Origin of the sequence: Pseudomonas sp. DWP3-1-3b3 (assembly GCF_049896305.1) — a bacterium.
In the GTDB taxonomy this organism is placed as follows: Bacteria; Pseudomonadota; Gammaproteobacteria; order Pseudomonadales; family Pseudomonadaceae; genus Aquipseudomonas; species Aquipseudomonas azotoformans_A.
This window is the reverse complement of sequence record NZ_JAFCUA010000001.1, coordinates 1,134,132-1,149,408: the sequence shown is the minus strand read 5'-3', so window position 1 is coordinate 1,149,408 and position 15,277 is coordinate 1,134,132. Positions and strand designations below refer to the sequence as shown.

At 59.7% G+C, this 15,277-nt stretch carries 11 protein-coding genes; 4 read left to right on the top strand and 7 right to left on the bottom strand.

Annotated elements, in window-relative coordinates; all coding sequences use genetic code 11:
• Positions 1–22: 22 nt before the first annotated feature.
• Both ACP7BX_RS05570 and ACP7BX_RS05565 read right to left on the bottom strand, forming a co-directional pair.
• Positions 23–2,548, bottom strand: a complete 2,526-nt coding sequence (locus tag ACP7BX_RS05570; RefSeq protein WP_426128121.1) for a PepSY domain-containing protein — start codon at positions 2,546–2,548, stop codon at positions 23–25.
• Positions 2,549–2,684: 136 nt separating this feature from the next.
• Positions 2,685–4,988, bottom strand: coding sequence for a TonB-dependent siderophore receptor (locus tag ACP7BX_RS05565; protein ID WP_314534564.1), 2,304 nt, complete (start codon positions 4,986–4,988; stop codon positions 2,685–2,687).
• A 204-nt stretch (positions 4,989–5,192) separates the two neighbouring features.
• Between ACP7BX_RS05565 and ACP7BX_RS05560 the strand changes: the two genes are divergently transcribed.
• Both ACP7BX_RS05560 and ACP7BX_RS05555 read left to right on the top strand, forming a co-directional pair.
• Positions 5,193–5,873, top strand: coding sequence for a Fe2+-dependent dioxygenase (locus ACP7BX_RS05560; protein ID WP_033903362.1), 681 nt, complete (start codon positions 5,193–5,195; stop codon positions 5,871–5,873).
• Between the two features lies 1 nt (position 5,874).
• Entirely contained in the window at positions 5,875–6,624 is a 750-nt protein-coding gene (locus ACP7BX_RS05555; RefSeq protein WP_426128124.1) for a tetratricopeptide repeat protein, read from the top strand.
• 49 nt (positions 6,625–6,673) lie between these two features.
• On the opposite strand, the gene ACP7BX_RS05550 is transcribed toward ACP7BX_RS05555, so the two are convergent.
• The 5 genes from ACP7BX_RS05550 to ACP7BX_RS05530 form a co-directional block, all read right to left on the bottom strand.
• On the bottom strand, positions 6,674–7,837 hold the full coding sequence (locus ACP7BX_RS05550) for a type III PLP-dependent enzyme (RefSeq protein WP_010213203.1): 1,164 nt from the start codon (positions 7,835–7,837) through the stop codon (positions 6,674–6,676).
• Positions 7,838–8,285: 448 nt separating this feature from the next.
• On the bottom strand, positions 8,286–9,443 hold the full coding sequence (locus ACP7BX_RS05545; protein WP_071491102.1) for a betaine/proline/choline family ABC transporter ATP-binding protein: 1,158 nt from the start codon (positions 9,441–9,443) through the stop codon (positions 8,286–8,288).
• The gene (locus ACP7BX_RS05540) at positions 9,440–10,093 is read right to left on the bottom strand and encodes an ABC transporter permease (protein ID WP_010213201.1); all 654 of its coding nucleotides are present in this window, start codon (positions 10,091–10,093) and stop codon (positions 9,440–9,442) included. The genes ACP7BX_RS05545 and ACP7BX_RS05540 overlap by 4 nt, the downstream gene beginning before the upstream one ends.
• A gap of 14 nt (positions 10,094–10,107) precedes the next feature.
• Positions 10,108–11,001 carry a glycine betaine ABC transporter substrate-binding protein gene (locus tag ACP7BX_RS05535; protein ID WP_426128126.1) on the bottom strand — a complete coding sequence of 298 codons (894 nt, stop codon included), beginning with the start codon at positions 10,999–11,001 and terminating at the stop codon, positions 10,108–10,110.
• 9 nt (positions 11,002–11,010) lie between these two features.
• A complete protein-coding gene (locus tag ACP7BX_RS05530; RefSeq protein ID WP_426160809.1) occupies positions 11,011–11,763 on the bottom strand; it encodes an ABC transporter permease in 753 nt (250 codons plus the stop codon).
• Positions 11,764–12,058: 295 nt separating this feature from the next.
• On the opposite strand from ACP7BX_RS05530, the gene ACP7BX_RS05525 reads away from it, so the two are divergent.
• Positions 12,059–13,642: a peptide chain release factor 3 gene (locus tag ACP7BX_RS05525; RefSeq protein ID WP_033903366.1), complete on the top strand. Its 1,584-nt coding sequence runs from the start codon at positions 12,059–12,061 to the stop codon at positions 13,640–13,642.
• Positions 13,643–13,888: 246 nt separating this feature from the next.
• A complete protein-coding gene (locus ACP7BX_RS05520) occupies positions 13,889–15,268 on the top strand; it encodes a DUF6002 family protein (RefSeq protein WP_426128130.1) in 1,380 nt (459 codons plus the stop codon).
• Positions 15,269–15,277 lie beyond the last annotated feature (9 nt).

The window sequence follows — 15,277 nt, the reverse complement described above, 5'->3', positions numbered from 1 at the left end:
CGCTGGCTCCCACAGTTGCCAATCAGTAGACGTCGCGACGATAGCGACCTTGTTCGATCAACCGCTCCACGGCTTCACTGCCAAGGATGTCCACCAACGCCTGGTCCACCCCAGTCGCCATCCCCTGCAGGCTCCCGCACACATAAATCGCCGCGCCGTCGCTCAGCCACTTACGCAGTACTTCGGCTGACTCCCGCAGGCGATCCTGTACGTAGATTTTTTCCTCCTGGTCGCGGGAAAACGCCAGGTCCAGCAGCGCCAGATCGCCACTGGCCAGCCAGCCTTGCAGCTCGTCCTGGCAGAGGAAGTCATGCTTGATATTGCGTTCACCGAACAGCAACCAGTTGCGCTGTTGGCCGTCGGCAATGCGCGCCTTGAGCAAACTGCGCAGGCCGGCCAGGCCGGTGCCGTTGCCCAGCAGGATCAGCGGCACGGGGGCTTGCGGCAGGTGGAAGCCACTGTTGCGGCGCAGGCGCAGGCTGATGCTGGAGCCGAGGGCGGCATGTTCGGTGAGCCAGCCTGATCCCAGGCCCAGGCTGCCGTCGGGGTGGCGCTCCTGGCGCACGATCAATTCGAGTACGCCCTCGCTGGCAATCGAGGCGATGGAGTATTCGCGCATGCCCAGCGGCACCAGCGCGTCCACCAGCGCCTGGGCGTGCAGGCCGACCAGGTGAGCGCGATGCGTCGGCAGTTGGCGAGTGGCCAGGGCCTGGTCGAGGGTATGCGCCATGCCGTCGATCAACACACCGTCGCTGTTGGCCAGGCCCAGGCCCCCCAGGAAGTGCTCGATGGCCCAAGGGCAGTTGCGCGGCAGCACTTCCACCAGGTCGCCGGCCTGCCAGCTGTGTGGCGAAGGCGAGGTGAGGCCCAGCAAGTAGACATCGGCGCCTGCGCTGTCGCGGTTGAGCAGGGTGCGTTGGCTCAGTGTCCAGTTTTCGTATTGGGCGGTCGGCCAAGCGGCCGCCGGGGCGTGGCCGGTGAGCTGGCCCAGTTGTTGTTGCCAGTGCAGCAGGGCGGCGGTGTCACCGCTGTCGACTTCCACCGGGGCAAACAGCGCGTTGCCGCCCTGATGGGTCAGCCAGAAATGCAGGCGCCGCGCGAAGCCGCAGAAGTGTTCGTATTGGCGGTCGCCCAGGGCCAGGACCGAGTAGTTCAAGCCCTTTAGGGACAGGTCTTGGCCGAGCACGCTGCGCTCGAAACCGCGAGCACTGTCGGGCGCTTCGCCGTCGCCGAAGGTGCTGACCACGAACAGCGCATTTTCCGACTGGCGCAGGTCATCCTGGCTGACGCTGCCCAGGGATTGCACCTTCACCGGCAAGCCGGCCGCCTGTAATTGGCCAGCCGTTTGCCAGGCCAGTTGCTCGGCAAAACCGCTCTGGCTGGCAAAGCCGATCAGCCAGGCCGGGGCATCGCTGGCGTTGGCCGTGAGGCCTTTACGCGCGTCACGCACCTGACGCTTCTTGCGACGACGGTCCAGGTACAACAGCCAGCCGGTGATGAAGAACAGCGGCATCAGCACCGAGCTGAGCGTGAGGATGATCCGTCCTGCCAGGCCGAAGTAGCTGCCGGTGTGCAGCGCGTAGACGCTGGTCAGCAGTTGCGAGCCGAGGGTCTTGCTGGCGTAGCGGTCGTGGGATTTCACCTCGCCGGTCGCCGGGTCCAGGTTGATCTGGTTCAGCGCGCGGTCATGGGGCGAATTGTCCAGCAGGTAGTACACGGTGGCCGGTTGCCCGGCGACAGCTGGCATGCGGATGTTGTAGGCACTCAAGCCGGGGCCGGCGTTGCTGTAGATGCTGCTCCAGATCGCATCGTAATTGGCTACGGGCGCCGGGCCTTCGGGTGCCGGGCCGCGTTTGCGCACCCGTTCATTTTGTGGGGTGTCGGACAACAGTTTAGTCAGGCCCTGGCTGTACCAGTCGTAGGACCAATACAACCCGGTCAGTGCCGACAGCAGATACGCCAACAGGCACCAGGTGCCGAACACCGAGTGCAGGTCCCAGTTAAAGGCACGGCCTTTTTTACGCCAGTCCAAGGTCAGCCAGGCACGCCAGCTTGCCACTTGGCGCGGCCAGCGCAGGTACAACCCGGAGAGGCAGAAGAACACCAGGATCAGCGTGCACGCGCCGGTGATATTGCGCCCGGTATCGCCCATCACCAGGAAACGGTGGAATTGCAGCAGGAAGCCGAAAACCTCTTGGCCGACCACGTCGCCCATGTAGTCGCCGGTGTAGGGATCGAAATAGCGCAACTGGCCACGGCGTTCGCCGGGCGGCGGGGTGAAGAACACGCGGGCGGCGTTGCCGCTTTCGCTCTCCACGAACAGCATGGCCACGGTCTGGCCTTCGGTGGCTTCCAGCTTGCGCACCAGCTCGGCGGGCGGCAATACACCGGCTTCGCGTTTTTCCACGGTCAGTACGCTCGGGTTGAGCGCCCGTAGGATTTCATCCTGAAACGAGACCGCAGCCCCGGTGATCCCCATCAAGGCCAGCACCAGCCCGGCGGTAATGCCGAAGAACCAGTGCAACTGGAACAGGGTTTTCTTCAACACGTCTGACCGCCTCGTCTATCCGGATATGTAGGGCACGGCGCGCATTATGCCGTGGCTTGTCGAGAAACATTCTGTTTTACACGCAAAAGCCCCACGCATCCGATGCGTGGGGCTTTTTGCTGCGTGGTGTGGCTGTTTAGAAGTGGAAGCTGGTGGACAACAGTGCCGTACGACCGGCCGCCTGGTTGGCGAAGTGCGAGGCGTAGGCCTTGTCGTAATAGGTCTTGTCGGTCAGGTTCTGCACGTTCAGTTGCAGGTCGACGTTCTTGGTCAGCTTGTAGCTGGCCATGGCGTCGTAGCGGGTGTAGGACGGCACGTACACGGTGTTGGCCGCATCGCCGTAAACCTGGTCGACGTAGAACGCGCCGCCACCGATGGTCAGCTTCGGGGTCACGTCATAGGTGGTCCACAGGCTGAACGAGTTCTCCGGGGTGTTGGGCATCTGATTGCCTTTGTTGGAGCCGGCAGTGACGACACCCTGGCGGTTGCCGTTCTTGCCTGGGTCAACCAGCTCGGCTTTGAGGTAGCTGTAGCCGGCGAACACTTGCCATTGGTCCGTGATCTTGCCGCTGGCGGACAACTCCAGGCCGTCTACGCGGGATTCGCCTGCGGTTTGGTAGGTGTTGGAATCCACCAGGATGCGCGTGTTTTTCTTCTCGGTACGGAACACCGCAGCCGACAGCGACAAGCGGTTGTGGAACAGGTCCCACTTGGTGCCCAGCTCGTAGTTGACGGTTTCTTCTGGCTTGAGGTCGCTGGTGTTGATACCGGTCGGAATCGCGTTGTTGTCCACGCCTTCACCCACCAGGCCGCCGGCCGGCGAGGCCGAGGTAGCGTAGGAGGTGTAGATGCTGCCGTTGTCCAGTGGCTTCCAGACCAGGCCGGCCTGCCAGTTGAAGAACTGACTGTCGTCCTTGACCTTGCTGCGCGCCTGCACGGTGGACGTCGGCACGGCGTTGGTATTGGCTTCGGTGTCGAAGGTGTCGTAGCGCAGGCCGACGTTCAGCAGCCATTTCGGGTCGAGTTCGATGGTGTCGAACACATACGCGGCGCGGCTGGTGGCCTTGGTGTTGGTGCCCATGTAGTTGCGGGCGATGGAGCCGTTCCAGGCGTCATCCGGGTTCGGGTTGCCCAGCGAGGTGCACTGGCCGCCCTGGCTGCCGGCGGCCACGGTGCAGGTCGGGTTGCTGTTCGGGGTGACGGTGTAGCCGCTGACACGGGTTTCTTCGCCGGTGAATTCCAGGCCGGTGGAGTAGCTGTGCTTGAAGCCCAGGGCCTGGAAGCTGCCGAACAGGTCGGTCTGGTTGGTGGTGGTCGTGGTGGTGGACACGCGGGTGTTGGCCCGACGCCACACCGTGCCGAAGCGATTGACGTTGCGCTGGCTGTCATCCGGCTGGGTCAGCACGTAATCCTGGCCGGTGCTGCCGTGGCGCAGGGTGTTTTTCAGGGTCATGTTGTCGTTCAGGTCGTGCTCGACGGAGATCGTGCTGATGTCGGCGCGCGTCTTGCGGAAGTCACGGCTCTTGAGACCGTAGAAGTTGTTGCTGTCGCCGCCGTCAGTGGGTTTGTCATGCACGTGGGCGGTGGCGGTCGACGAGCTGTAGCCGTAGGGAATGCCCGAGTCCGGCAGGTCGTTGCTTTCCATGTGGTAGTAGCTGAGGTTGACGCGGGTCGGGGTGCCCAGGCCAAACGTCAGCGACGGGGCGACACCCCAGCGGTCGTAATTGATCGCGTCGCGACCGGCGACGTTCTGTTCGTGGCTCATCAGGTTCAGGCGGAACGCGGCGCTGTCGTCGAGGAACTGACGGTTCACGTCGAGCACATAGCGGCGGGTCTGGTCGGAACCGTAGGTGAAGCCGCCGTTGGTGAAGTCCCGCGCTTGTGGGGTCTTGCTCACCAGGTTGAGGCTGCCGCCAGCCGAGCCACGGCCGCCGAACGACGAGTTCGGGCCCTTGCTGACTTCTATCGATTCGATGTCGAAGATCTCGCGGCTCTGGCCGCCCGTGTCGCGCACGCCGTCCAGGTAGGTGTCGCCCTGGGCGTCAAAACCACGGATGAACGGGCGGTCGCCCTGGGGATTGCCGCCTTCACCAGCGCCGAACGTGATGCCCGGTACAGTACGCAAGGCGTCCTGCAGCGAGGTGGCGGCGGTGTCCTTGAGCACTTGTTGCGGCACCACGGTGACGGAACGCGGTGTATCCACCAGCGGCGCGGTGTATTTCTGCGACGAGGCTTTTTCGACCTGGTAGGAGGTGTTGTCCTGTTCTTCGCCGGTAATGCTGGTGGCGCCCAGGGAGATGCTGTTGCGCTGGCCTTTTTGTTCAGTGTCTTCGGCCGCTTGCGCCAGATGGGCGACAGAGCTGGCGCTGAGGGCAACGCCGATGGCCGAAGCCAGCATGCGTGGTGAACTGGCAGGTATTTTTGTAGTGGTGCGCGACATGACGTGTCCTTTCCCCAAGGATGTGAGGCCGCGGAATATAGTGTTAACAAGTATTTCTATCAATTGCGATACATTGCTAATTGCACTGAATTTACATTCTTTACACTTTTTGCTTACGGTTTTTACGAACTCATCCGTCCCGACGTTTTACAGGGCGGATAAGAATCAATACCATTGGCGCCTCTCTGAATTCAGGTATTGCCCATGCTGCTGCACATCCCCGGCCTGTTCTCTCGTGAGGAAGTGCAGCGCATTCGCCAGGCCCTGGAAACCGCCGATTGGGCCGACGGTAAAATCACTGCCGGACACCAGTCCGCCAAGGCCAAGCACAACCTGCAATTGCCTGAAGGCCACCCATTGGCCAAGGAAATCGGCGCGGCGATGCTGGAACGTTTGTGGCAGAACCCGCTGTTTATGTCGGCGGCGTTACCGCACAAGGTCTTCCCGCCGTTGCTCAATTGCTACACCGCCGGCGGCAGTTTCGACTTTCACATCGACAACGCCGTGCGCCAGCCCAAAGGCAGCCACGAGCGCGTGCGCACCGATTTGTCATCCACCTTGTTTTTCAGCGATCCCGAGGAGTACGACGGCGGTGAACTGGAGATCCAGGACACCTTTGGCCTGCAGCGTGTGAAGTTGCCTGCCGGCGACATGGTGCTGTACCCCGGTTCCAGCCTGCACAAAGTCAACGCCGTGACCCGCGGCGCGCGCTACGCCTCGTTCTTCTGGACCCAAAGCCTGGTGCGCGAAGACAGCCAGCGTACCCTGCTGTTCGAAATGGACGGTGCGATCCAGCAACTGAGCGCCGATGTGCCAGACCACCCGGCACTGATCCAGCTCACCGGCACCTACCACAACCTGTTGCGCCGCTGGGTCGAGGTCTGACATGGGCTTCTTGTTGCGCCGTGAAGAAGTGCTCAACGTCGAGCAACTGCAAAGCATGCTCGATGATTCCCCCGTGCGCGCCGCCCAGGCGATCCTGGTGGCCGCAAAGGAGGGTGTGGTCGATGCCCAGGCGCTGCTCGGGCAGATCCTCTTGGATGGCCGTGGCATTACGCGGGATGAAGCGCTGGCGTTGCGCTGGTTCCAGATCGCGGCCCAGGGTGGGCACTTGATGGCGCGCAATATGGCCGGGCGTTGTTTGGAGCATGGCTGGGGTGGTGCGGCGGATGAAACGGCAGCGGCGCGAGAGTACCGTTTGGCCGCCGAGGCCGGTTTGGATTGGGCGCAATACAACTACGCCAACCTGTTGGCGACCGGGCGCGGTGTGGCCGAAGACCAGCAACAAGCGCTGAGCCTATACCGCCAGGCAGCGGAACAAGGCCATGCCAAGTCGATGAACCTGCTGGGGCGTTATCTGGAAGACGGTCGCTTCTGTGGGCAGGATCTGGAGGCGGCGGTGGACTGGTATCGGCGCTCGGCCGAAGGCGGTGATTTTCGCGGGCAGTTCAGCTATGCGGCGGTGTTGGCCGACAGGGGTCAAATCGACGCGGCGCTGGAGTGGTTGCGCAAAGCGTTGGCGGGGGGGAATCTGAAGTTTTTGCGCACGGCGCACCAGGCGCTCTCAGCGGCGAGCGACCCGCAAATCAGAGCAATGGCAGAGGCCTACCGTGAGCGCGCAGGCAGCCTTTCTTAAGGCGTAAAAAAACCCATGAATTGTCATGGGTTTTTTAGCTGCAGCCGTCTTACACGTAGAACGACTTCAGTGGCGGAAAGCCATTGAACTCAACCGCGCTGTAGCTGGTGGTGTAGGCACCGGTCGACAACCAGTACAGACGATCACCAATTGCCAGGTTCAGCGGCAGGCCGTACTTGTAGTTCTCGTACATGATGTCGGCGCTGTCGCAGGTTGGGCCGGCAATGACCACTTCTTCCATCTCGCCTTTCTTCTCGGTCCAGATCGGGAACTTGATGGCTTCGTCCATGGTTTCGATCAGGCCGGAGAACTTGCCCACATCCGTATACACCCAACGCTCGACGGCGGTACGGGATTTACGCGCCACCAGCACCACTTCGCTGACCAGGATACCGGCGTTGGCAATCAACGAACGGCCCGGCTCCAGGATGATTTCCGGCAGGTCGTCGCCGAAGTCTTCCTTGAGGAAACGGATGATTTCTTCAGCGTAGGTTTCCAGGCTGTTGGTGCGGGTGATGTAGTTGGCCGGGAAGCCGCCGCCCATGTTGATCAGCTTGAGGTGGATGCCGTCTTCTTCCTTCAGGCGCTCGAAGATCACTTTGACCTTGGCGATGGCCGCGTCCCACACGCTGATGTCGCGCTGTTGCGAACCCACGTGGAACGAGATGCCGTAAGGCACCAGGCCCAGGTCACGGGCCAGGATCAGCAGGTCCATGGCCATGTCGGTCTGGCAGCCGAATTTACGCGACAAAGGCCAGTCAGCCGTGGTCGAGCCTTCGGTGAGAATACGTACATACACTTTCGAACCCGGCGCGGCCTTGGCGATGTTGCGCAGGTCGGCTTCGGAATCGGTGGAGAACAGGCGCACGCCCTTCTCGTAGAAGTAGCGGATGTCCTTGGATTTCTTGATGGTGTTGCCGTAGCTGATACGGTCGGCGCTGACGCCACGGTCCATCACTTTGTCCAGCTCGTAGATCGAGGCGATGTCGAAGCTCGAACCCTTTTCTTTGAGCAGGTCGATGATCTCGACAGCCGGGTTGGCCTTGACCGCGTAATACACCTTGGCGAATTCGAAACCGGCGCGCAGGTCATCGTAGGCCTGGCTGATCATCGCGGTGTCGATCACCACGAACGGGGTTTCTTGCTTGTCGGCGAACGCCTTCATTTTGTCAAAAGTGGCGCGCGCGAAATAATCTTCGACGTTGATCGACATGCTGGGAACTCCTAAGGGCAAACTAAATTGATCAATGGGTGCAAATGAACGTCCTCCGTATCCCCACTTTGGTTCGCCTACTTCCCAAGGCATGTCGCCGAAAGCAAAAAGGCCATGGGAATAACCGCTTCCCTTGGCCTTGCTGTCTCGTCGTCAGTACTTGAGCCGGATGGATCGTTTCCAGCATGGACGTTCGGCGCGAACTTTAGGGCGTGAGGGGCTTGAGATCAACTAAAAATGTCGCGTTTTTGCACGCGTTCGTCGCGCGAACCCGTGCAGCTACTTATGTAACCGACAGGTGTGACGGAATGATGTTCCCCGGATGGGGCAAATCAGGGGGATTTGTGGTGCCTTCATCGCGGGCAAGCCCGGCTCCCACAGGGGATTGCATTCCTACAGATGAATGCAGTCCATTGTGGGAGCCGGGCTTGCCCGCGATAGCGGTCTATCAGGCCAACGCAGTTTCGGCAGGCGAAACAATACTGGTCTTGCCCCCACGCGACTTGCCCGAGCTCAAGTACTCGGCAATCGACTCCTGCGTCACCTCACCCAGGAACACCCGCTCCGCATCCATCACCGGCAACCACGAACGGTTGAACTCGTACATGCGCGACAGCAGGATGCGCAGATGCTCGTCATACGCCGCCGTGGCGTTGAACTCGCGCAGGTACTGGCCGCAGGTGCCGGTCTGACGGTGCAGGTCGCGACGTCGTACATAACCCAGCGCCTTATTCTCGGCGCAGGTGACCACCACGTAGCGACGGTCGGTCTCGTCCATCAACTCCAGGGCATCGGCCACCGGGGTTTCCGGGCTTACCGAAGGGGCATTGTCCGCCGCGTCTTCGGCCTTCACCAGCAACAGGCGCTTGAGGGTGCTGTCCTGGCCCACGAAGTTGCTCACAAACTCGTCGGCCGGGTGCGCCAGCAGGGTGTCCGGATGATCGATCTGCAGCAGCTTGCCGGCGCGGAAAATCGCGATCTTGTCGCCCAGCTTGATCGCTTCGTCGATGTCGTGGCTGACCATGATCACGGTCTTGTTCAGCGCACGTTGCATCTCGAAGAACTCGTTCTGGATCATTTCGCGGTTGATCGGGTCGACCGCGCCGAACGGTTCATCCATCAACAGCAACGGCGCGTCGGCCGCCAGGGCACGGATCACACCGATGCGCTGTTGCTGGCCGCCCGACAATTCACGCGGGTAGCGATGCAGGTATTGCTTGGGTTCCAGCTTGATCATGCTCATCAACTCGCGGGCGCGGTCATGGCATTTTTGCTTGTCCCAGCCGAGCAATTTCGGCACGACCACGATGTTTTCCTCGATGGTCATGTTCGGGAACAGGCCGATCTGCTGGATCACATAACCGATGTTGCGACGCAGGGTCACTTCGTCGAGGTCGGTGGTGTCTTCGCCGTTGATCAGGATCTTGCCCGAGGTCGGCTTGATCAGGCGGTTGATCATCTTCAGCGTGGTGCTTTTGCCGCAGCCCGACGGGCCGAGGAACACGCAAATCTCGCCTTCATTGACGGTCAGGCTTACATCGTTCACGGCGGTGACAGTCTTGCCGTTGCTTTGGAAGGTCTTGGACAGGTTTTGAAGTTCGATCATTTGAGCAATCCTTTTGGAGTCAGCGAGCGTTGCAGCCATTGCAAGAGCAGGTCGGCAAAAATGGCCAGGAGACTGACCAGCACGGCGCCGACGATCAGCATCGACATGTCGCTGCGGCTGATGGAAGCCAGAATCAGTACACCCAGGCCACCGGCACCGATGGTGGCGGCGATGGTCATCACACCAATGTTCATCACCACGGCGGTGCGCACACCGGCGAGGATCACCGGCACGGCGATGGGTAGCTCGACCATGCGCAGGCGCTGGCCGAAGGTCATGCCGATGCCGCGTGCGGCTTCGCGAATACCCGGTTCCACGCCGGTGAGGGCGAGGTAGGTGTTACGCATGATCGGCAGCAGGGAGTAGAGGAACACGGCGGTGATCGCCGGCATTGGCCCAAGGCCCTGGCCGAACTTGGAGTAGAACGGCAGCAGCAGGCCGAACAGGGCGATGGACGGCACGGTCAGCAGCACCGTGGCGCTGGCTTGCAGCGGGCCGGCGAGCGTCGGGAAGCGCGTCATCAGGATGCCCAGGGGCACGCCGATCAGGATCGCGAGGATCACGGCGATACCCACCAGGGTGATGTGTTGTCCGGTCAGTTGTAGGACTTGGGCCCAATCAAGATGGGAAAAGGCGTTCAGGAATTCCATGTCTTCTCCTCTTATTAGTTGATCGGATGTTGGCGCAGGAAGTCGGCGGCAACCGCGGAGGGGCTTTCATGGTCGACGTCGACCCGCGCGTTCAGCTGGCGCATGGTTTCGTCGTCGAACAGCTCGGCCAATGGCTTGAGGTCAGCGGCCAGTTCCGGGTGCGCGTCGAGATACACCTGACGCACCACGGGCGCGGCGGTGTAGTCCGGGAAGTAGTGCATGTCGTCTGCCAGCAGCTTCAGTTTGAAGGCGTTCAGGCGACCGTCGGTGGTGTAGACCAGACCGGCAAACACCTGGCCATTACGCAGCGCGGTGTAGACCAGGCCCGCGTCCATCTGCCGGGTGTTTTTGCGCGTGAGGTTCATGTCGTACAGCTTGACCATGCCGGCCAGGCCGTCGGAGCGGTTGGCGAACTCGGTGTCCAGGGCCACCAGGCGGTTGCTCTTGGCGTCTTGCGCCACGGCCTGGGTCAGGTCGCTGATGCTGTTGATCTCGGGATGCTCAGCGGCAACTTTCTCTGGCAGCGCCAGGGCGTAGGTGTTGCTGAAGCGCGACGGGGAGAGCCAGACCAGGCCTTTTTTCGCGTCGAGTTCTTTCACCCGAGCGTAGGACTGTTCGCTGTCGAGCTTCTCGTCGACGTGGTTGTAGGCCACCAGCGACACGCCGGTGTATTCCCAGATCAGGTCCAGTTGCCCGCTTTCCTGGGCACTGCGCGCCAGGTTGCTGCCCAGGCCGCCGGTCACGCGGGTGTCATAGCCCTTGGTGCGCAGGTACTGGGAGGTGATTTCGGCCAGCAGGGTCTGTTCGGTGAACACCCGGGCGCCGATGCGGATGACGGGTTTTTCAGCGGCTTGCGCAAAACCTGCACACAGCAGGACGCAGCTCAGTATCAGTGTCAGCTTTTTCATGTCGGCTCCTTAAGACGCACGCAACCCGCGTTCCAGCCAGAGGCGGCTGGCCAGTGTCACCAAGCCGTCGAGCAGCAAGGCCAGCAACGCGGTACACGCGGCGCCGAGCAGCAATTGCGGCTGATTGTTCAGGGCGATACCAGGGAAGATCAGGCTGCCCAGGCTGTTGGCGCCGATCAGGAAGGCCAGCGGCGCGGTACCGACGTTGATCGCCAGGGCCACGCGCACGCCACCGATGATGATCGGCACGGCGTTGGGCAATTCCACGCGAAACAGCACCTGGCGTGGCGTCATGCCAATGCCGGTGGCCGCTTCTTTCAGCGAGCCTTGAACGTTTTTCAGGCCTTCGTAGGTGTTGCGCACGATAGGCAGGAGGGAGGCGAGGAACAGCGCGAAGATCGCCGGGCCGCTGCCGATGCCGAGGACGCCTAGGGCGATGGCCAGTACGGCCAGGGGAGGGACGGTGTTGCCGATGTTGAAGATCTGCATGAAGCGTTCTGCGCGCCCGATCATGTGCGGTCGGCTGAGCAGGATACCGGCGGGGATGCCCACAACAAGGGCGGCCAGCATGGAGACTAGAACGAGGATCAGGTGTGCTTGCAGGTAAAACAACAAATCGTCGCGGTACAGTTCGATCGTGTTGATGCCGATCCAGTGGACCAGCAGGGCCAGGAGGGCGACGACAACCGCTCCTCCTATCAGCCCTTTGCCATAGCGAATAGCCACAGGCGGACTCCTTTTTTCTTTTGTCGGCGAACACATTTCCGAGCGGCAATGCCATTCCTGGCTGTCGGCGAATGAGTTCGCGAAAAGCAGCTTGGTCATGTCGGTAAGACGACATGAGGTCAAGCCATGAGCGCAGCCTCGTCAGGCTAACTTGCTGATTTATCAGCCCCTGTTCCGAGTGCGGTAGCAGGGGAGTGGACGTCTCGACCTTTTAAAAGGTTCCATACTTGGCAGCATTTAGCCACCCCTAATCGGGTGAACGGTGGTCCGGCCCCTGGGGTTTGCGCTATACTCGCCGCCCTTTTTTGACTCACCTGCCAGGCGATTTCCCATGACCCACCAGGCCGCCGAAGTCGCGAAACGCCGCACTTTCGCCATTATTTCCCACCCCGATGCCGGTAAAACCACCATCACCGAGAAACTCTTGCTGATGGGCAAGGCAATCGCGGTGGCCGGCACGGTGAAATCCCGCAAATCCGACCGCCATGCCACCTCCGACTGGATGGAAATGGAAAAACAACGGGGTATTTCCATTACCACGTCGGTCATGCAGTTCCCGTATCGCGACCACATGGTCAACCTGCTCGATACCCCGGGCCACGAAGACTTCTCCGAAGACACCTACCGCACCCTGACCGCGGTGGACTCGGCGCTGATGGTCCTCGACGGCGGTAAAGGCGTCGAGCCACGTACCATCGCCTTGATGGACGTGTGCCGTCTGCGTGACACGCCTATCGTCAGCTTTATCAACAAACTCGACCGCGATATTCGCGACCCGATCGAGCTGTTGGACGAAATCGAAGCCGTGCTGAAGATCAAAGCCGCGCCGATCACCTGGCCGATCGGTTGCTACCGCGACTTCAAGGGCGTGTACCACCTGGCGGAGGACTACATCATTGTCTACACCGCCGGCCACGGTCACGAACGCACCGAAACCAAGATCATCGAGAAACTCGACTCCGACGAAGCCCGCGCCCACCTGGGTGACGAGTACGACCGTTTCGTCGACCAGCTGGAACTGGTGCAGGGCGCCTGCCATGAGTTCAACCAGCAGGAGTTCCTCGACGGCCAACTGACCCCGGTGTTCTTCGGTACCGCCCTGGGCAACTTTGGTGTCGACCATGTGCTCGACGCCGTGGTGGATTGGGCCCCGCGCCCACTGGCCCGTGTCGCCAACGAACGCACCGTGGAACCGGTCGAAGAGAAATTCACCGGCTTCGTGTTCAAGATCCAGGCGAACATGGACCCCAAACACCGCGACCGCATCGCCTTCATGCGCATCTGCTCCGGCAAATACGAAAAAGGCATGAAGATGCGCCACGTGCGTACCGGCAAGGACGTGCGCATCGGCGACGCCCTGACGTTCTTCTCCTCCGAGCGCGAACAGCTCGAAGAAGCCTACGCCGGCGACATCATCGGCCTACACAACCACGGCACCATCCAGATCGGCGACACCTTCACCGAAGGCGAAGCCCTGGGCTTCACCGGTATCCCGCACTTCGCCCCGGAACTGTTCCGCCGCGTCCGCCTGCGTGACCCGCTCAAATCCAAGCAACTGCGCCAAGGCTTGCAGCAACTGGCGGAAGAGGGCGCCACCCAGGTGTTCTTCCCCGAGCGCAGCAACGACATCATCCTCGGCGCCGTCGGTGTGCTGCAGTTCGATGTGGTCGCTAGCCGCTTGAAAGAGGAATACAAGGTCGAATGCTCCTACGAGCCGATCACCGTGTACTCCGCCCGGTGGATCGATTGCAGTGATAAGAAGAAGTTGGAAGAGTTCTCGAATAAGGCTGTGGAAAACCTCGCGGTCGACGGCGGTGGTCACCTGACCTACCTGGCGCCGACACGGGTTAACCTGGCGCTGATGGAAGAGCGCTGGCCGGATGTGAAATTCCGTGCGACCCGCGAGCACCATTAAGGTCTGAGCGGTATAGAAAAGGGCGAAGCTGTTATGGCTTCGCCCTTTTTTGTGGCGCGTCCTGATGAATGCGTGTAGTAGATATATAGAATATTGCTTGTAGTTATTTTCCCAAATAAGCGTAGGCAAAAGCACTCAATATAAGTGGCCAGATTCCTTTTTGACGTTGGCTTTCATTTTTATGGCGACAAGGTCTATTGCTACGTCTAGCTTTCATAGTGTGTTTAAACTTTGTGGAGGCTAAAGATGGGTCAGGCTAATGAGTTAGGTGCGTTAAAAAAAATAGAAGAGCACGGCAATAAGAATAAAAGGGTCGCCATTCTCGATCGCTATTATGATCTCCTTGTGAAAAGTGCTGCTGACTTTGAATTGTCTTGTCTAAATGGCGAATTCGAGCCTTTAATGGAGCTTCCTATATTAGATGAGCGTATGCGTCAGTTTCTTTCAGTGGCAACGGCACAGTTTTTTGAACTTGGAACGTATGGCGGCGTGCCCCTGCGGTTGCTTGACCTGAGGGGTAACCCAAACACTCAAACGACGAAAACACTGGCGTCGACTTTAATTGTGGCCCGTGCGGTCCGGCATATTCAGAAGACAGGAGAAAGTATTTTACTGTTTTCACCGTCATCAGGGAATAAAGCTATTGCATTGCGTGATGCGGTGTTGCGCGCACTACAAGCAAAGCTGGTTCATGAAGAACAGTTGCAAATTGTCACGCTAACTCCGGTCCAGACAGTAGAAAAGCTTCGCCGTAACGAGCTATATGAAAATCCGAGGCTTCGGGAGTTAAATCCAATCTTCGTGCTTCATACGGATTCACCAGAGCGGGTAAAGACTGTTGGTCAGGAATTTAAGGAAGGGTTTTCTGGTGTTGAGCGTACGGGACTAAGATTATGGCATTCGCTACGCCTTGAAAATTACCGGTTCTCCGATCAGTCGCGAGCTTTTTTTGACTTCGAATACGGAGACGCATGGGATGTAGATCGTAAGACAGTCCATGTGCATGCTGTCTCTAGTGCATATGGTCTATTAGGGTATTTGTCAGGAATAAAAGCCTTAAGGAAGAGCAATCATTCCGTGGCATCCCCATTATTTTTGTTAGTTCAACATTTGGCTACAAGTGACATGGTGCTGCACGTGTTGGACGGTGATTTTTCAGGCATGTCCACGCCTAACTATTCGCTCGTCTCGGGCGGACTGTGGGTGCAATCAGAGTCCCCGCATTTCCCTGCGACCACCTGGAGCCCTAATGAGGTTCTTGAGCCGACTTTTTACACGCATCATCCTGCCACTGCTGATGAGATGAGTGCAGCGATAAAACAAAGCGGTGGTTCAGGCATTGTTGTATCTCTTCACGAATGTTTGCAACGCTATAGCGAGTGCGTCCACCTATTAGCCCAGACGCCGGTGAGATTACCCTCTGATCCAAGGGATCTTAAGGAGTGGTCATTAGTTATGGCGATTAGTGGATGCTTGAACGCAATTGATCGGGGGCTGTTAATGGGAGTTGATGGATATACCATACATGCTTCAGGAACCTACTCGAGCCAAGATTACAAGCGCGTGCCTGATGAGGGACTGATTTATGTAAATACGGTCGAGGAAATGCTAGCGTATTTTCGCTAGTGATGGGAA